Genomic DNA, 18634 nt, shown 5'->3' on the forward strand with positions numbered 1-18634 from the left:
AACAGAACAAAAGACAAATATCAGAAATGGAAAAGGCCGCGAGCGCGGCCTTTCGGTATTACATGGTGTTACTTAATTCTGCGAAGCGGATTCCGCTTACTGCTGCTGTTCGACGACATCGCCGAGCTTGATTTTGGCCTGTTTGCGCAGGTTACTCATCAACGCTTCGAAGGCGATTTGCGCGTTATTCTGCGTGATGCCCTGAACCATCGCTTTCTTCTGCTCTTCCGGCATTGAACCCGCTTTCACGTCGTCCAGCGCCAGCAGCACGACGTTGCCCTGCAGATCGCTACCGATGCCATAGCTCGGCTTGTCTTTCTGCGGTAGCGGCAGCGTAAACGCCGTCTGGCTTACCGGATCCTGACCGGCACGGCTCAGGGTTTTCGCTTCCCCAAAGCTCAGCCCGGCCGCTTTCAGTGCTTCAGCACCTTTATCGGTTTTCAGTTCCGCCAGCAATTTTTCTGCATCCAGCTTCGCCTGCTGTTCCGCTTTGGTGTGTTTTACTATGTCAGCGACCTGGTCTTTGACTTCGCTCAGCGGTTTAACGGCTTCCGCTTTATGCTCGCTGATGCGTAGCACGAACGCGCGATCACCATCAACAGTGATGATGTCGGAGTTACTGCCCGGCGTACCGTTTTCGCCCACCAGACCGCCATTGAAAATGGCATCCGAGACCGGTTTAAAATTCAGTTCTTCCGGCAGCGTGTTTTGCGTAAACCAGTCGGTTTCCACCACTTTCTGGCCTGAAACCTGCGCCGCACCTGCCAGAGATTCGTTATCGTTGCTGGCCGCGTCGCTCACTTTCTGCTGCAGCGCATAGTAAGCATCCAGCGCTTTTTCCTGCTTCACTTTCGCTGCGATGTCATCGCGCACGTCGCTCAGCGGTTTTACCTGCGCCGGCTGGACGTCATCCAGGCGCGCAACAAGGAAGCCCACCGAGGAGGTGATCACGCCTGACAGTTGCCCTTTCTCTTTCAGACCCGCGTTTTTCAGCTCATCCGGAGTGGTGGACTCTTCCAGCCAGCCCATATCGCCACCGTTGCGGGCAGAGATGATGTCCGTCGATTTCGCTTTCGCGACGGTGGCGAAATCTGCGCCTTTATTCAGCTCATCCAGCGCCGCTTTCGCATCAGCTTCGGTTTTAGTCTGAATTACGCTGTAGCGGTTACGCTGCGGCTGCGTGAACTGATCTTTGTGCTGATCGTAGTAAGACTGGATTTCAGCGTCAGAGGCGTTCTCCTGCAGCTCGGCGGCATCCATTTTGATGTAGCTGACGCGAAACTGCTCCGGAGACATGAAGTTGCCTTTGTTTTGCTCGTAGAAAGCGTTGATTTCCTGATCGCTCACCTGTTGTTTTGCCGCCAGGGCGTTAACATCAATGGTGGCTTCACGCACGACGCGTTGCTGGGAAACCAGTGCCGCCAGTTCATCAGTCTCGCCTGGCAGCATAAAATCGGTACCGGCGACAGCGTTGATGAGCTGCTGAGTGACCAGTTGATTACGTAGCGCCTGCGCGTATTGATCGGCGGTCATGCGCATCTGGTTCACAATGCTGTTGAAACGCGCATTGTCAAATTTACCGTCAGTCTGGAACGCCTGAGTATTAAAAATGGCCTTCTTTACCTGCTCATCGCTGATGTTCAGACCGAGCTCTTTGGCGTACTGATCGAGCAGCGACTCGTCAATCAGGCGATTCAATACCTGCTGACGCATCGTTTTCATGTAGTTTTCGTTACTGGCCAGTTCGGAGAATCGGTCACCCAGTTGCTGCTGCATACGGTTACGTTCGCTGGCAACGGCATTTTCAAACTGCGGACGGCCAATTTCCTGGCCATTCACTTTCGCGGCATAGGTATTGTTACCGCCAATCAGGTAGCTACTGACGCCGGTCAAAATGAACGACACAATAATGATACCGAAAATAATCTTGAGCACGATGCTGTTAGCTGCCGTGCGTAAGTTGTCCATCATGGTGTAACAACGCTCCGCTGTAGGTGACTGTAGACCTCGCGCAGCATAGCACGTCATGACCGCTGCGCGTGAGGCCGTATTTTGACAAGAAAACGGGTCTGTTGTCAGCCCACTACGCGCAATTCTCGCAGAAATGGGATAAAAAAAGGCACATCCAGCGATGCGCCCTTGTACTTAGTCACTTCCCTTTTCGGGAATCGATCAGTTTACTGCGTCTTTCAGTGCTTTACCTGCACGGAAACCAGGCACTTTAGCGGCAGCAATGGTGATTTCTTTACCTGTTTGCGGGTTGCGACCAGTACGGGCAGCACGCTCTTTAACAGCAAAAGTACCAAAGCCAACCAGTGCAACGTCATCCCCAGATTTCAGAGATTCAGTAACAGAAGCGATCAGCGCATCTAATGCACGTCCAGCTGCAGCTTTAGAAATGTCCGCACCCGCAGCAATTTTGTCAATCAGTTGAGATTTATTCACTGTTTTCTTCCTCTCTTTATAATTTATATCGCACCTGAATCCTTCATAGTGCGACCGCGCAGCAGTTATATCAGGTGTGTCATAACCTTACAACACCCGTAAATGATGACATACCCAACCAGCAATCTAAATTAGCTATACAAAAAAAGGCTGGCAAGTACGAAATGACTCACCAGCCTCTATTTTATTAGCGCTCTTTGCGCGCGGTCACTATTTTGCGGTCACAACCTGCATTCCGAAGGGTTCATTCTGCAGTGCGAGAGCCAGAACTTCCTCAATACGTTTCACCGGATGGATGTCCAGATCAGCGATAACGTTGTCCGGAATCTCTTCCAGATCACGTTTGTTTTCGTCAGGAATCAGAACTGTCTTAATCCCGCCGCGATGTGCCGCCAGCAGTTTTTCCTTCAGTCCGCCGATCGGCAGAACCTGACCACGAAGGGTGATCTCGCCTGTCATCGCGACATCAGCGCGTACCGGGTTGCCTGTCAGGCAGGAAACCAACGCAGTACACATAGCGATACCGGCGCTCGGACCGTCTTTCGGCGTTGCCCCTTCCGGAACGTGAACATGGATATCGCGTTTCTCGTAGAAATCGCCGTTGATGCCCAGTTTTTCCGCCCGCGCACGCACGACGGTCAGCGCGGCCTGGATGGATTCCTGCATTACTTCACCCAGCGAACCGGTGTAGGTCAGCTTGCCTTTACCCGGTACGCACGCGGTTTCGATAGTCAGCAGATCGCCGCCCACTTCCGTCCACGCCAGTCCGGTCACCTGACCGACACGGTTTTCGCTGTCTGCGCGGCCATAGTCAAAGCGCTGTACGCCCAGGTATTCGTGCAGATTGTCGCCGTTGATCTCAATGTGCTTGAGGGTTTTATCCAGCAGCAGCTGTTTAACTGCTTTGCGGCACAATTTCGAGATTTCACGCTCGAGGCTACGCACGCCCGCTTCACGGGTGTAGTAACGAATAATGCCCACAATAGCGCTATCGTCAACGGTCAGTTCGCCTGATTTCAGCGCGTTACGCTCAATCTGCTTCGGCAGCAGGTGGCGTCTGGCGATATTCAGCTTTTCGTCTTCCGTGTAACCGGAAAGGCGAATCACCTCCATACGATCCAGCAGCGGCGCAGGAATATTCATGGAGTTAGACGTCGCGACAAACATCACATCGCTGAGGTCGTAGTCCACTTCCAGGTAATGATCGCTGAACGCCACGTTCTGCTCTGGATCCAGCACTTCCAGCAGCGCTGAAGCTGGATCGCCACGCATGTCCGACGACATCTTGTCGATCTCATCGAGCAGGAACAGCGGGTTTTTAACGCCCACTTTCGCCATTTTCTGGATCAGTTTGCCCGGCATTGAACCGATGTAGGTACGGCGGTGACCGCGAATTTCCGCTTCATCACGTACGCCGCCCAGCGCCATACGAATGTATTTACGCCCGGTGGCTTTGGCGATGGACTGACCCAGAGAGGTTTTACCCACCCCCGGCGGTCCCACCAGACACAGAATCGGCCCCTTGATTTTGTTTACACGGCTTTGCACCGCGAGATACTCAAGGATGCGGTCTTTAACGCGCTCCAGGCCGTAATGGTCAGTATCGAGGATTTCCTGTGCCTGACGCAGGTCTTTTTTGACCTTGCTACGGGCATTCCACGGCACCTGCACCATCCAGTCGATGTAACCTCGCACCACTGTCGCTTCCGCGGACATTGGCGACATCATTTTCAGTTTTTGCAGCTCAGCTTCGGCCTTCTCTTTGGCCTCTTTCGGCATTTTCGCCGCGTCGATTTTACGCTTCAGCGCTTCGTTTTCGTCCGGCGCGTCATCCATTTCGCCGAGCTCTTTCTGAATGGCTTTCATTTGCTCGTTCAGATAGTACTCGCGCTGGGATTTCTCCATCTGTTTTTTGACGCGATTACGAATGCGTTTCTCAACCTGCAGCAGATCGATTTCCGATTCCATCATTGCCATCAGGTATTCCAGACGTTCGTTGATGTCGGACATTTCGAGTACCGACTGCTTGTCAGCAAGCTTCAGCGGCATATGCGCCGCGATAGTGTCCGCCAGACGCGCCGGATCGTCGATACTGTTCAGCGACGTCAGCACTTCCGGTGGGATCTTCTTGTTCAGCTTGATGTAGCCTTCGAACTGACTGATAGCCGTGCGCACCAGTACTTCCTGTTCGCGCTCATCAATCGCCGGAGATTCAAGGTATTCCGCTTTGGAGGAAAAATGTTCGCCATCATCGGAAAGCGTGGTAATACGCGCACGCTGCAGGCCTTCGACCAGCACTTTGACGGTACCGTCAGGCAGCTTCAGCATCTGCAGAATAGAGGCCACGGTCCCGACGGTGAAAAGATCGTTTACACCCGGCTCATCCGTTGAGGCTTCTTTCTGAGCCACCAGCATGATTTTTTTATCATGATCCATGGCAGCTTCCAGACAACGGATAGATTTTTCCCGCCCTACAAATAAGGGAATGACCATGTGCGGATAAACCACCACATCGCGCAACGGCAATACGGGGATTTCAATGCGTTCAGAACGCTCAGGATTCATAGAGCTCTCTCTTAGTTTAGTGTCCGCCAGGTAGCCGATGACATGATCAAATCCCATGCCACCGTTTAACATGTATTCCAGTATATGGGGATGATTCCCATACATTCAACGCCGGGAATGCAGGAAAAATAAAAGGGGAGATAAAATCTCCCCTTTTCGCTTAACTGATTGACTAATTTGGCGAATTATTCGCCAGATGCCTGTTGGGTTTCCGAGGTGCCGTAGATCAACAGCGGTTTGCTTTGACCTTCAATCACCGACTCATCGACAACCACTTTTTCGACATCTTCCATCGACGGCAGGTCGTACATTGTGTCGAGCAGCGCCGCTTCGACAATAGAACGCAGACCACGTGCACCGGTTTTACGCGCCATGGCTTTACGGGCAATCGCATCCAGCGCTTCGTCACGGAACTCCAGATCAACCCCTTCCAGATTAAACAGCGCCTGATACTGTTTGGTCAGGGCGTTTTTCGGCTCTTTCAGGATCTGAATCAGCGCTTCTTCGCTCAGCTCTTTCAGCGTCGCGACTACCGGCAGACGACCGATAAACTCAGGGATCAGACCAAACTTAATCAAATCTTCTGGCTCTACCTGCGTCAGCAGTTCGCCTTCGTTAGCTTTTTCTGACTTCGCCTTCACCGTCGCGCCAAAACCGATACCAGTCCCGGTTTCTACGCGATTCGCGATGACTTTGTCGAGGCCTGCAAACGCGCCACCACAGATAAACAGAATTTTTGAGGTATCAACCTGCAAAAATTCCTGCTGCGGATGTTTGCGTCCACCTTGCGGCGGTACTGCTGCCACAGTGCCTTCGATAAGCTTCAGCAGCGCCTGCTGCACGCCTTCACCGGAGACATCGCGGGTGATCGACGGGTTATCCGATTTTCGGGAGATTTTGTCGATCTCATCAATGTAAACAATGCCGCGCTGCGCTTTCTGTACGTCGTAGTCGCATTTCTGCAGCAGTTTCTGAATGATGTTTTCAACGTCTTCACCGACGTAGCCCGCTTCGGTCAGCGTGGTCGCATCCGCCATGGTGAACGGAACGTCCAGCAGACGCGCCAGCGTTTCCGCCAGCAGGGTTTTACCGGAGCCGGTCGGGCCAATCAGCAGAATGTTACTTTTGCCGAGTTCAACGCCGTTACTGGAATCGCCGTTACGCAGACGCTTGTAATGGTTGTACACCGCCACGGCCAGCACTTTTTTTGCCTGTTCCTGACCGATAACATAGTCATCAAGGTGATGGCGAATTTCGTGTGGCGTCGGCAGAGCACTGCGTTCACGATGCGGCGCTACTTCTTTAATCTCTTCGCGAATGATGTCGTTACATAAATCAACACATTCGTCGCAGATATACACGGACGGCCCGGCAATCAGTTTACGCACTTCATGCTGGCTTTTGCCGCAAAAAGAGCAGTACAACAATTTGCCCGAACCATCTTTGCGTTTATCTGTCATGAGTCAAAACCTCTTCTTAAGTTCTTTGTGCCGCACATGACGACGCAAATGCCATTATCAAGCGCAAGCCGCTTCACAAGCAGTGTGCCGCCCATACATAGTATAGCGGCACGCGCGCACCTGGCATTAGTTACGATGGGTCAAAATGGAGTCGACTAAACCGTACTCAACCGCCTCTCCTGAGGTCAGGAAGCGATCACGCTCGGTGTCGCGCTCAATCTGCTCAAGAGATTGACCCGTATGGTGCGCCATGAGTTCATTCATGCGCGCTTTAACTTTCAGGATCTCTTTAGCGTGGATTTCGATATCCGTCGCCTGACCCTGGTAACCGCCCAGCGGCTGGTGAATCATCACCCGGGAGTTCGGCAGGCAGAAGCGTTTACCTTTCGCGCCTGCGGTCAGCAGGAAGGCGCCCATCGACGCTGCCTGGCCCATACAAATGGTGCTGACGTCCGGTTTGATGAACTGCATGGTGTCATAAATGGACATCCCTGCGGTGATCACGCCGCCCGGTGAGTTAATATACAGATAAATGTCTTTTTCCGGGTTTTCCGCTTCCAGAAATAGCATCTGCGCCACAATCAGGTTCGCCATGTGGTCTTCCACCTGGCCTGTCAGAAAAATGACGCGTTCCTTGAGCAGACGGGAATAGATATCAAATGAGCGCTCACCACGTGAGGTCTGTTCAATGACCATCGGCACCAGGGCCATATGGGGTGCAAAGTTATCTCGTTCGCCACTGTATGACATTTCCGTCTCCTGGATAAATATTGAAAAATACCTGCTGTACTGATTGTAACCTTGTCGACGGAACATCAGCCAGTCACTTATTGCCGTATTGATGGTTATGGGTACGGTAATCCGCTATTTCAAGCATAACAATCTTTTGTTGTTACGCTAACACCGAAACGTGGATTTGGCACTCATGTACAACAAATTGCGATGACAAAAAAAACCCGTCACCAGAGGGCAACGGGTTTTTGTGCAAACTTTGTCCCAGTATAGCGAAATTACGCTTGCTGGTTCATCAGTTCGTTAAAGGAAGTGGCTTTTTCAGTCACTTTCGCTTTATTCAGAACAGTCTCAACTGCCTGTTCTTCCAGAGCCACGTTGCGCATGTTGTCCATCAGTTCTTTGTTTTTGCTGTAGAACTCGATGACTTCAGTCGGATCTTCGTAAGCAGACGCCATCTCTTCGATCAGGCCTTTAACGCGTTCTTCGTCAGCTTTCAGCTCGTTGGTGCGAATGACTTCGCCCAGCAACAGACCAACAACAACGCGGCGTTTTGCCTGCTCTTCGAACAGTTCACGCGGCAGTTCCAGAGCCTGTTTCTCGTTGCCACCGAAACGCTGTGCAGCCTGACGACGCAGAACGTCGATTTCGCTGTCGATCAGCGCAGCCGGCACGTCGATGTTATTCGCGTTCACCAGGCCTTCAATCGCCTGAGACTTCACGCGGTTACGCACAGCGCCTTTCAGCTCGCGTTCCATGTTTTTACGCACTTCAGCGCGCAGGCCTTCAACAGAACCGTCTTCCACGCCGAAACGTTTGATGAATTCAGCCGTCAGCTCCGGCAGTTCACGCTCTTCAACTTTCTTCAGGTTGATAACGAATTTCGCCGCTTTACCTTTCAGATTTTCTGCGTGGTATTCTTCCGGGAAGGTCACGTCGATAGTGAATTCTTCACCCGCTTTGTGACCTTTGATGCCGTCTTCAAAGCCCGGGATCATACGACCCTGGCCCATTGCCAGCACGAAATCAGTGGCTTTGCCGCCTTCGAATTCTTCACCGTCAACAGAACCGGTGAAATCGATGGTGACGCGATCTTCAGCGTCAACAGCGCCTTCTTTGTCTTTCCAGGTCGCCTGCTGCTTACGCAGGGTGTCCAGCATGGTGTCGACGTCAGCGTCAGTCACTTCTACCAGCGGTTTTTCAACTTCGATGGTTTCCAGACCTTTCAGCTCAACTTCCGGGTACACTTCGAACTCAACGGCGTAGGTGAAGTCTTCACCCAGTTTGTATTCGCCCGGAACATAGTTCGGCGCGCCAGCCGGATTGATTTTTTCTTTGATGATCGCGTCAACAAAGTTGCGGCTCATCAGGTCACCCAGCACATCCTGGCGAACAGAAGCGCCATAACGCTGAGCAACGACATTCATCGGTACTTTACCCTTACGGAAGCCGTCGATGCGTACTTTTTTCGCAACGTTGACCAGCTCGCTTTTTACAGCGTTTTCGATGCTGTCAGCAGCGATAGTAATCGTTACACGGCGGCCAAGGCCCTGAGTGGTTTCAACTGAAACTTGCATCTTGTTACCTCAAAAAAATCACAGTGCTCGGTCAACTCTGAATTCGCCTGCGCAGTACCGGGATGAAGGTGAATCACCGTCCCTGTCGCCAGAATCATCCCGAAGACGTTCAATAAAATAAGACGCAGCATTATAGCGGCATCACAAGAGTGAGTCGAGAACGGTGGTGGCATGTTGATGCGGCTTTTTTCACAATTCCCGGTGTTTTTTTGTCTGAAAACGGTCAGCTCTATGCGTTTTCCAGGCAAAATAAAACGGCCTGGTGGCCGTTTTGTCATCATCTTTACGCAACATACTGGAAAACTTCCGCCCGTTGCAATGCGTTTTGTCAGGCGATGCTTCCTGCGCCGCGGCAAGCCGGAGAGGCAAATACCGTATCCTGTAGCCCTTCCCACTCCTTAATCGTGTAAGTATGTAACGCCAGTGCATGAACCGTGGAAGCGAGTTCATCCGCCAGCGTGCTGTAGATCATGCGGTGACGATTGAGGAAACGTTCGCCAGCAAAACAGTCGCTGACCAGCACCACTTTGAAGTGGCTTTCCGATCCGGCGGGAACATTGTGACGATAGCTTTCATCAACCACTTCCAATACTACGGGTTTAAACGCTGCACTTAATTTTGCTTCGATTTGTTCGCGTATCATCATGACATTACTCCTTCGACGACGCTGAGATGCCGCCCATCTCTTTAAATATTAGCCGCTTTTACCGTTTCCATTACATGAAGACAACAAATATTTAGCTTTCGTCCGATAGCCTCAACGAAACGGATGCGCTTTACTCATCCATGCAAACGTTTCGCTGCCAGACGACCTGCAAAACGGTAAAGAAGCGGTCAGAAAACGCACATCACGATGAAATTCCATGCGCAGCTACTTCCTCTTACCGTTGGCGATGTTATGATGGCGAGAATTTTTCTTTTACTTAACCAAAGCGTTGAGAGCCTGACATCATGTTGAAAAAAATCCTTTTCCCGTTGGTGGCCCTGTTTATGCTGGCGGGTTGCGCCACACCGCCATCCACCATCGACGTATCGCCGAAAATCGCCCTGCCGCAGCAGGACCCTAGCTTGATGGGCGTCACCGTGAGCATTAACGGTGCCGATCAGCGTCAGGATCAGGCGCTGGCGAAAGTCACCCGCGACAACCAACTGGTCACTCTGACCGCCTCCCGTGACCTGCGCTTCCTGCTGCAGGAAGTGCTGGAGAAACAGATGACCGCGCGCGGTTATATGGTTGGCCCAAGCGGCGCCGTTGACCTGCAGATCATCGTGAACCAGCTGTACGCCGATGTGTCTCAGGGTAACGTGCGTTACAACATCGCCACCAAAGCCGACGTCGCGATCATCGCGACCGCGAAAAACGGCAACAAGATGACGAAAAACTACCGTGCCAGCTACACCGTTGAAGGCGCCTTCACGGCAAACAACCAGAATATCGCTAATGCAGTGAATAGCGTGCTGACTGACACCATCGCCGATATGGCTCAGGACACCAGCATCCACGACTTCATCAAGCAAAACGCCCGTTAATCGCCGTTGTCTGACCCGGCGCCCTGCCGGGTCAGCAGTCAGGACCCATGACCAGTCAATACTTACGCATCTTCCAGCAGCCTAAATCGGCCATCCTGCTGATCCTCGGCTTTGCTTCCGGGCTGCCGCTGGCGCTGACATCCGGTACCCTGCAGGCCTGGATGACGGTTGAGAATATCGATCTGAAAACCATCGGCTTCTTTTCCCTTGTCGGGCAGGCGTACGTATTTAAATTTCTGTGGTCGCCAGTGATGGATCGCTATACGCCGCCGTTTCTCGGTCGTCGCCGTGGCTGGTTGTTAACCACTCAGGTATTGCTGCTGGTGTCCATCGCCGGTATGGGTTTCCTCGAGCCGACGTCGCAGTTGCGCTGGATGGCGGCGCTGGCGGTGGTGATTGCCTTCTGTTCTGCCTCGCAGGACATCGTCTTTGACGCCTGGAAAACCGATGTGCTGCCGCCCGAAGAACGTGGCGCAGGCGCGGCGATAAGCGTACTGGGTTATCGCCTCGGCATGCTGGTATCCGGCGGTCTGGCGCTCTGGCTGGCAGATAAATGGCTCGGCTGGCAGGGCATGTACTGGTTAATGGCGGCGCTGCTTATTCCTTGCATCATCGCGACGATGCTGGCGCCGGAACCCAGTGATGTGATCCCGGTTCCCAAAACGCTCGAACAGGCGGTCGTCGCGCCCCTGCGCGATTTCTTTGGCCGTAATAATGCGTGGATCATTCTGTTGCTGATTGTGATGTATAAGCTCGGCGATGCGTTTGCCATGAGTCTGACCACCACGTTTCTCATCCGCGGTGTCGGATTTGACGCAGGTGAAGTGGGAGTGGTCAACAAAACGTTGGGGCTGTTTGCCACCATTATCGGCGCGCTGTATGGCGGCGTGCTGATGCAACGGCTGACGCTGTTTCGCGCGCTGCTTATTTTTGGCCTCTTGCAGGGTGTCTCTAACGCCGGTTACTGGCTGTTGTCAGTGACTGATAAACATCTGATTTCCATGGCGGCTGCCGTCTTTTTTGAAAACTTGTGCGGCGGCATGGGGACTTCCGCTTTTGTCGCTCTGCTGATGACGCTGTGCAACAAATCGTTCTCAGCCACCCAGTTTGCGTTGCTGTCTGCAATTTCTGCCATTGGCCGCGTGTATGTCGGCCCTGTCGCTGGCTGGTTTGTGGAAGCGCACGGCTGGCCGACCTTCTATCTCTTTTCTGTTGTGGCGGCGGTGCCGGGGCTTATCCTGCTGCTGGTGTGTCGCCGTACGCTGGAATACACCCAGCAGACGGAGCACTTTATGCCGCGCAGCCAGTTCGACGGCGGTTATCGGTTCGCGCTGTATATGCTGATGCTGGGCTGTTTGCTGCTGGCGCTGTGGCTGTTAATGCTGACGCTGAACGCTCTCGACTACACGGCGTTCTCCTTCCTCCCCGGCTTGCTGGAAACTGCCGCGCTGATCGCAGTCGGCGGCATCGTCATCGGCGGCACGCTGGATTTTCTGGCACTGCGCAGAACGCGATTCGCATAAAAATCCCGTGTTGTTATTCGCCGTTGTAATTACAGCAAGTAATTATAACGGTGAATGACGGGCATAATTATCACTTGTTAATTTGTGCGCTTTAGAATTTGGAAATTATTGGTAATTTCTGGCTACAGCCTATTTTCTTAACGATTCAGCTACCAGGCTTTTATTTTTCGATGCTGACGATGTCTTTTATTTGCTAATTTATTGTTAATTATTTGTATATTTCAGACAATAGTTATACCAATTGACCACGATAAGATTTTATTGCATCCCCTTTCGTTATAACGCTGGCGGCACGCGGCTTCTGGTTGAAAAGTAGACATATTAGGTAACATATGTGACATGAGCGGCAGAACCCGGTAACACATAACAGACACAACCCCAATCATGTTTACAGTAATGTAACCTTCCCGTAAAATGCCCACACACTTTAAACGCCACCAGATCCTGTGGAATTGAGGTCGTTACATGAGACTCAGGAAATACAATAAAAGTTTGGGATGGTTGTCATTAATCGCAGGCACTGTTTTACTCAGTGGCTGCGATTCTGCACTGCTTGACCCCAAAGGACAGATTGGACTGGAGCAACGCTCACTGATACTGACGGCATTCGGCCTGATGTTAATTGTCGTTATTCCCGCCATCTTGATGGCAGTTGGTTTCGCCTGGAAGTATCGTGCAAGCAATAAAGATGCGAAGTACAGCCCTAACTGGTCACACTCCAATAAAGTGGAAGCTGTGGTCTGGACGGTGCCGATTCTGATCATCCTGTTCCTCGCCGTACTCACCTGGAAAACCACTCACGCGCTTGAACCCAGCAAACCGCTGGCGCACGACGAACAACCGATCACCATCGAAGTGGTGTCCATGGACTGGAAATGGTTCTTCATCTATCCGGAGCAGGGCATTGCAACGGTGAATGAAATTGCCTTCCCGGCGAACGTTCCGGTTCAGTTCAAAGTGACCTCCAACTCCGTGATGAACTCGTTCTTCATCCCTCGTCTGGGTAGCCAGATTTATGCGATGGCCGGTATGCAGACCAACCTGCACCTGATCGCGAATGAAACAGGCACCTACGACGGTATCTCTGCCAGCTATAGTGGTCCGGGCTTCTCAGGTATGAAGTTCAAAGCCATCGCAACACCGGATCGCGCCACATTTGATCAATGGGTCGCGAAAGTGAAGCAGTCTCAGAACACCGTCAGCGATATGGCGGCGTACGAGAAACTGGCTGCACCGAGCGAATACAACAAGGTGGAATACTTCTCCAGCGTGAAGCCAAATCTGTTTGTTGATGTTATCAACAAATTCATGGCTCACGGCGACATGCACATGGGCCAGCCCGAGGGTGAACACACGTCACACGACGGGATGGAAGGCATGGATATGAGCCACGCGGAAACCGCCAACTCAAGGGGTTGAGGAAGAAAACGATGTTCGGAAAATTGACACTGGATGCAGTGCCCTACCATGAACCCATTATCATGGTTACGGTGGCTGCGATTATCATCGGGGGTCTGGCGGTTCTCGCCGCGATCACTTACTTCGGTAAGTGGTCGTACCTCTGGAATGAGTGGCTGACCTCTGTCGACCACAAAAGACTTGGCATTATGTATGTCATCGTCGCTATCGTCATGCTGCTGCGTGGCTTTGCCGATGCAATTATGATGCGTAGCCAGCAGGCGCTGGCGTCAGCCGGGGAAGCAGGTTTCCTGCCGCCTCATCACTACGATCAGGTCTTCACCGCCCACGGTGTGATCATGATCTTCTTCGTGGCAATGCCGTTTGTTATCGGTCTGATGAACCTGGTGGTTCCGCTGCAGATCGGCGCACGCGACGTGGCGTTCCCGTTCCTCAACAACCTGAGCTTCTGGTTCACGGTTGTCGGTGTGATTCTGGTTAACCTGTCTCTCGGCGTGGGTGAGTTCGCGCAGACCGGCTGGCTGGCTTATCCGCCGCTATCGGGGATTGAGTACAGTCCGAGCGTAGGGGTCGATTACTGGATATGGGCGTTGCAGCTCTCCGGTATTGGTACGACGCTGACCGGTATTAACTTCTTCGTGACGATCATCAAGATGCGCGCGCCAGGCATGGGCATGTTCAAAATGCCGGTATTTACCTGGGCATCACTGTGCGCCAACGTGCTGATCATCGCATCCTTCCCGATCCTGACGGTGACCATCGCGTTGCTGACCCTGGACCGCTATCTGGGCACCCATTTCTTTACCAATGATATGGGCGGCAACATGATGATGTACATCAACCTGATCTGGGCCTGGGGCCATCCGGAAGTGTACATCCTGGTTCTGCCGGTCTTCGGGGTCTTCTCTGAAGTGGCGGCAACCTTCTCCCGTAAGCGTCTGTTTGGTTACACCTCGCTGGTATGGGCAACCATTTGTATTACCGTTCTGTCGTTCATCGTCTGGCTGCACCACTTCTTCACCATGGGTGCTGGCGCCAACGTAAATGCCTTCTTCGGTATTGCCACCATGATTATCGCCATCCCGACCGGGGTGAAGATCTTCAACTGGCTGTTTACCATGTATCAGGGCCGTATCGTGTTCCACTCCGCGATGCTGTGGACCATTGGTTTCATCGTCACCTTCTCTGTGGGCGGCATGACCGGTGTACTGCTGGCGGTACCGGGCGCGGATTTCGTCCTGCATAACAGCCTGTTCCTGATCGCGCACTTCCACAACGTTATCATCGGCGGCGTGGTGTTCGGGTGCTTCGCGGGTATGACCTACTGGTGGCCGAAAGCCTTTGGTTTCACCCTCAACGAAACCTGGGGTAAACGCGCATTCTGGTTCTGGATCATCGGCTTCTTCGTGGCATTTATGCCGCTGTACGTGCTGGGCTTCATGGGCATGACCCGTCGCCTGAGCCAGCAGATTGATCCGCAGTTCCACCCGATGCTGTTGGTTGCAGCTTGCGGCGCCGCGCTGATTGCCTGTGGCATCCTGTGCCAGCTGATTCAGATCTTCGTTTCTGTCCGCGACCGCGACCAGAACCGTGACCTGACCGGTGACCCATGGGGCGGTCGTACGCTGGAGTGGTCAACCTCCTCTCCTGCGCCGTTCTACAATTTTGCCCACGTCCCGCACATTCATGAGCGTGATGCATTCTGGGAAATGAAAGAGAAAGGCGAAGCGTACAAGAAACCTGCGGGCTACGAAGAAATTCACATGCCGAAAAACAGTGGTGCGGGCATTATCATCGCCGCTTTCTCAACCATCTTTGGTTTTGCCATGATCTGGCATATCTGGTGGATGGCGATTGCAAGCTTTGCCGGCATCATCATCTCCTGGATCGTGAAGAGCTTCGACGAGGACGTGGATTACTACGTACCGGTTGCGGAAATCGAAAAACTGGAAAACCAGCATTTCGATGAAATCACTAAAGCAGGGCTGAAAAATGGCAACTGATACTCTGACCAACGCGCACGCCCACGCGCACGAACATGGGCACCATGATTCAGGGCCGACAAAGGTTTTCGGCTTCTGGATCTACCTGATGAGCGACTGTATTTTGTTCTCCATCCTGTTTGCGACCTATGCCGTTCTGGTGAACGGCACTGCAGGTGGCCCGACAGGAAAGGACATTTTCGAACTGCCGTTCGTTCTGGTGGAAACCGCCCTGCTGCTGTTCAGCTCCATCACGTATGGCATGGCGGCAATCGCCATGTACAAGAACAACAAGAGCCAGGTGATCTCCTGGCTGGTGTTGACCTGGCTGTTCGGCGCTGGATTTATCGGGATGGAAATCTATGAATTCCATCACCTGATCGTCGAAGGCATGGGCCCGGATCGCAGCGGCTTCCTGTCAGCGTTCTTCGCGCTGGTCGGCACTCACGGTCTGCACGTGACCTCTGGTCTTATCTGGATGGCAGTGCTGATGATTCAGATCGCTCGTCGCGGCCTGACCAGCACTAACCGCACCCGCATCATGTGCCTGAGTCTGTTCTGGCACTTCCTGGATGTGGTGTGGATCTGTGTGTTCTCTGTAGTTTATCTGATGGGGGCGATGTAATGAGTCATGCAACCGATCACGGCGCTTCCCACGGTAGCGTAAAAACGTACATGACAGGATTTATCCTGTCGATCATCCTGACGGCCATTCCGTTCTGGATGGTGATGAACGGTACTGCGTCCCACGGTGTCATTCTTGGCACCATCCTGGCGACCGCAGTGGTACAGATTCTGGTGCACCTGGTTTGCTTCCTGCATATGAACAGCAAGTCTGATGAGGGTTGGAACCTGACGGCCTTCGTCTTCACTATACTGATCATTGCGATTGTGGTGATAGGTTCAATCTGGATTATGTGGAACCTCAACTACAACATGATGGTTCGATAAGAGCGGCGCGTATGTTTAAGCAATACCTGCAAGTAACAAAACCTGGCATCATCTTTGGCAACCTGATCTCGGTGATCGGCGGTTTCCTGCTGGCCTCAAAAGGCAGCATCGATTACCCGCTGTTCGTCTGGACGCTGGTCGGGGTCTCTCTGGTGGTGGCTTCAGGTTGCGTGTTCAACAACTACATCGACCGCGATATCGACAGGAAGATGGAAAGGACCAAGAATCGGGTGCTGGTAAAAGGCCTGATTTCACCAAAGGTCTCGCTGGTGTACGCCACCTTGTTGGGTATTGCTGGCTTCATGCTGCTGTGGTTTGGCGCCAATCCTCTGGCCTGCTGGCTGGGGGTGATGGGGTTCGTGGTTTATGTCGGCGTCTACAGCTTGTACATGAAGCGCCACTCCGTCTACGGCACGCTGATTGGCTCTCTCTCCGGCGCTGCGCCGCCGGTGATTGGCTACTGCGCGGTCACCGGTGAATTTGACAGCGGCGCACTTATCCTGCTGGCGATTTTCAGCCTGTGGCAGATGCCTCACTCCTACGCCATCGCGATTTTCCGTTTCAAGGATTATCAGGCGGCGAATATTCCGGTACTGCCGGTCGTGAAAGGCATCTCCGTGGCGAAAAACCACATCACGGTTTATATCATCGCCTTTGCCGTGGCGACGCTGATGCTCTCGCTGGGCGGTTACGCCGGCTATAAGTATCTGGTGGTAGCGGCGGCGGTGAGCGTCTGGTGGCTCGGTATGGCGCTGCGGGGCTATAAAGTGGCCGATGACCGTGTCTGGGCGCGTAAACTGTTCGTCTTTTCTATCGTGGCTATCACGTCGCTGTCGGTGATGATGTCCGTCGACTTTATGGTTCCGGATTCTCATCACCTGCTGACTTACGTCTGGTAAGCGGCAAGACGGTCAAAAAAGGGTGCTGCGGCACCCTTTTTCATGCGCGCTATCAAATTCCCCTGAATGACAATCTGAAATATTGATGGGGTTAATATTTGTTCACTAAGGCTTTGTTTACCCCGCTCTCTCCCCGCTTTACACTATGCGCAATTGAAACGCTGAGGTTGGAATGAACGATTTTAAAATGACGCCAGTCGAATTGCGCGCGACCTGGGGTTTAGGGACAGTATTCTCGATGCGCATGCTTGGCATGTTCATGGTTCTGCCTGTTCTTACCACCTACGGCATGGCGCTTCAGGGGGCGAGCCAGGCGCTGATTGGTATTGCGATAGGCATCTATGGGCTGATGCAGGCGATTTTTCAGATCCCCTTTGGCCTGCTTTCTGATCGTATTGGTCGCAAACCGCTGATTATCGGTGGGCTGTTGGTCTTTGCCGTTGGCAGTATCATCGCCGCGCTGTCTCATTCCATCTGGGGCGTGATCCTGGGCCGTGCCCTGCAGGGGTCCGGCGCCATTGCCGCCGCGGTGATGGCGCTGCTGTCTGACCTGACACGCGAACAGAATCGCACTAAAGCGATGGCCTTTATCGGCGTCAGCTTTGGCATTACCTTCGCCATCGCCATGGTGCTCGGGCCCATTATTACCAATGCGCTGGGTCTGCATGCCCTGTTCTGGATGATTGCGGTGCTGGCTTTACTCGGCATTGCCCTCACGCTGTGGGTGGTGCCAAACAGCAGCAGTCATGTTCTGAACCGCGAATCGGGAATGGTCAAAGACAGTTTCCGCAAAGTGCTTGCCGAACCCAAATTACTAAAACTCAACTTCGGCATCATGTGTCTGCATATTCTGCTGATGTCGACTTTTGTTGCCCTGCCCGGCCAGCTGGAAGCCGCGGGTTTCCCCGCCGCAGAACACTGGAAACTCTATCTGGTGACGATGCTGATTTCATTTGTCTCCGTCGTGCCATTCATCATCTATGCGGAAGTAAAACGCCGCATGAAGCGGGTTTTTCTGGTCTGCGTGGCGATCCTGCTTATCGCCGAAATTGTGCTCTGGGGCGCGGGCGATTTCTTCTGGGAACTGGTGGCGGGCGTACAGATCTTTTTCCTCGCCTTCAACCTGATGGAAGCGATGCTGCCGTCGCTTATCAGCAAAGAATCTCCTGCCGGGTATAAAGGCACGGCGATGGGCGTCTACTCCACCAGCCAGTTCCTCGGCGTGGCCATCGGCGGCTCGTTGGGCGGCTGGCTCGACGGCTTCTTTGATTCGCAAACGGTATTTTTAGTCGGCGCGCTACTGGCCACACTCTGGCTGCTGGTTGCCATGACGATGAGCGAACCGCCGTACGTCAGCAGCTTGCGGGTGGAAATTCCTGACGACGTGGAGGCCGATGCGTCGCTTCAGGCACGCTTACTGGCGACCAGGGGGGTCAGCGAAGCGCTGGTTGTGGCGAAAGAACGCACGGTATATGTGAAAATCGACAACAAGGTGACGAATCGCTTTGAGGTCGAGCAGGCGATGAAACCGGCATAAAAAAAGCGGGGAAA

The 18634-nt window shown here is 53.0% G+C and carries 16 protein-coding genes; 8 read left to right on the top strand and 8 right to left on the bottom strand.

Annotated elements, in window-relative coordinates:
• Positions 1-96: 96 nt before the first annotated feature.
• From ppiD to bolA, 8 genes are all read right to left on the bottom strand, one after another.
• Positions 97-1971, bottom strand: coding sequence for a peptidylprolyl isomerase (gene ppiD / locus QMG90_RS16395; RefSeq protein ID WP_283280711.1), 1875 nt, complete (start codon positions 1969-1971; stop codon positions 97-99).
• A 201-nt stretch (positions 1972-2172) separates the two neighbouring features.
• Complete coding sequence (hupB, locus tag QMG90_RS16400; RefSeq protein WP_007373541.1) at positions 2173-2445, bottom strand: nucleoid-associated protein HU-beta; 273 nt, start codon at positions 2443-2445, stop codon at positions 2173-2175.
• A gap of 210 nt (positions 2446-2655) precedes the next feature.
• A complete protein-coding gene (gene lon / locus QMG90_RS16405) occupies positions 2656-5010 on the bottom strand; it encodes an endopeptidase La (RefSeq protein WP_038155136.1) in 2355 nt (784 codons plus the stop codon).
• A gap of 185 nt (positions 5011-5195) precedes the next feature.
• Complete coding sequence (clpX, locus tag QMG90_RS16410) at positions 5196-6470, bottom strand: ATP-dependent protease ATP-binding subunit ClpX (RefSeq protein WP_283280713.1); 1275 nt, start codon at positions 6468-6470, stop codon at positions 5196-5198.
• A 126-nt stretch (positions 6471-6596) separates the two neighbouring features.
• Entirely contained in the window at positions 6597-7220 is a 624-nt protein-coding gene (clpP, locus tag QMG90_RS16415) for an ATP-dependent Clp endopeptidase proteolytic subunit ClpP (protein ID WP_038155095.1), read from the bottom strand.
• Between the two features lie 260 nt (positions 7221-7480).
• Positions 7481-8779 carry a trigger factor gene (gene tig / locus QMG90_RS16420; RefSeq protein ID WP_283280715.1) on the bottom strand — a complete coding sequence of 433 codons (1299 nt, stop codon included), beginning with the start codon at positions 8777-8779 and terminating at the stop codon, positions 7481-7483.
• Positions 8734-9060, bottom strand: a complete 327-nt coding sequence (locus QMG90_RS16425) for a hypothetical protein (protein WP_283280716.1) — start codon at positions 9058-9060, stop codon at positions 8734-8736. Before QMG90_RS16425 ends, tig begins: the two co-directional genes overlap by 46 nt.
• Before the next feature lie 47 nt (positions 9061-9107).
• The gene (gene bolA / locus QMG90_RS16430; protein WP_038155098.1) at positions 9108-9425 is read right to left on the bottom strand and encodes a transcriptional regulator BolA; all 318 of its coding nucleotides are present in this window, start codon (positions 9423-9425) and stop codon (positions 9108-9110) included.
• 305 nt (positions 9426-9730) lie between these two features.
• Here bolA and QMG90_RS16435 point away from each other — a divergent pair, with 305 nt between their 5' ends.
• The 8 genes from QMG90_RS16435 to QMG90_RS16470 all read left to right on the top strand — a co-directional run bounded on the left by QMG90_RS16435 (position 9731) and on the right by QMG90_RS16470 (position 18620).
• A complete protein-coding gene (locus tag QMG90_RS16435; protein ID WP_038155100.1) occupies positions 9731-10309 on the top strand; it encodes a lipoprotein in 579 nt (192 codons plus the stop codon).
• Between the two features lie 47 nt (positions 10310-10356).
• A complete protein-coding gene (gene ampG / locus QMG90_RS16440) occupies positions 10357-11832 on the top strand; it encodes a muropeptide MFS transporter AmpG (RefSeq protein WP_283280718.1) in 1476 nt (491 codons plus the stop codon).
• A 465-nt stretch (positions 11833-12297) separates the two neighbouring features.
• Entirely contained in the window at positions 12298-13251 is a 954-nt protein-coding gene (gene cyoA / locus QMG90_RS16445; protein WP_283280719.1) for a cytochrome o ubiquinol oxidase subunit II, read from the top strand.
• Between the two features lie 11 nt (positions 13252-13262).
• Positions 13263-15254, top strand: coding sequence for a cytochrome o ubiquinol oxidase subunit I (gene cyoB, locus QMG90_RS16450; RefSeq protein WP_283280720.1), 1992 nt, complete (start codon positions 13263-13265; stop codon positions 15252-15254).
• A complete protein-coding gene (locus QMG90_RS16455; protein ID WP_283280721.1) occupies positions 15244-15858 on the top strand; it encodes a cytochrome o ubiquinol oxidase subunit III in 615 nt (204 codons plus the stop codon). The genes cyoB and QMG90_RS16455 overlap by 11 nt, the downstream gene beginning before the upstream one ends.
• The gene (locus tag QMG90_RS16460; RefSeq protein ID WP_054180469.1) at positions 15858-16184 is read left to right on the top strand and encodes a cytochrome o ubiquinol oxidase subunit IV; all 327 of its coding nucleotides are present in this window, start codon (positions 15858-15860) and stop codon (positions 16182-16184) included. Before QMG90_RS16455 ends, QMG90_RS16460 begins: the two co-directional genes overlap by 1 nt.
• Before the next feature lie 11 nt (positions 16185-16195).
• Positions 16196-17083 carry a heme o synthase gene (gene cyoE / locus QMG90_RS16465; protein WP_283280722.1) on the top strand — a complete coding sequence of 296 codons (888 nt, stop codon included), beginning with the start codon at positions 16196-16198 and terminating at the stop codon, positions 17081-17083.
• Positions 17084-17255: 172 nt separating this feature from the next.
• A complete protein-coding gene (locus tag QMG90_RS16470; RefSeq protein ID WP_283280723.1) occupies positions 17256-18620 on the top strand; it encodes an MFS transporter in 1365 nt (454 codons plus the stop codon).
• Positions 18621-18634 lie beyond the last annotated feature (14 nt).

The sequence above is a fragment of the Trabulsiella odontotermitis genome (genome assembly GCF_030053895.1).
In the GTDB taxonomy this organism is placed as follows: Bacteria; Pseudomonadota; Gammaproteobacteria; order Enterobacterales; family Enterobacteriaceae; genus Trabulsiella; species Trabulsiella odontotermitis_C.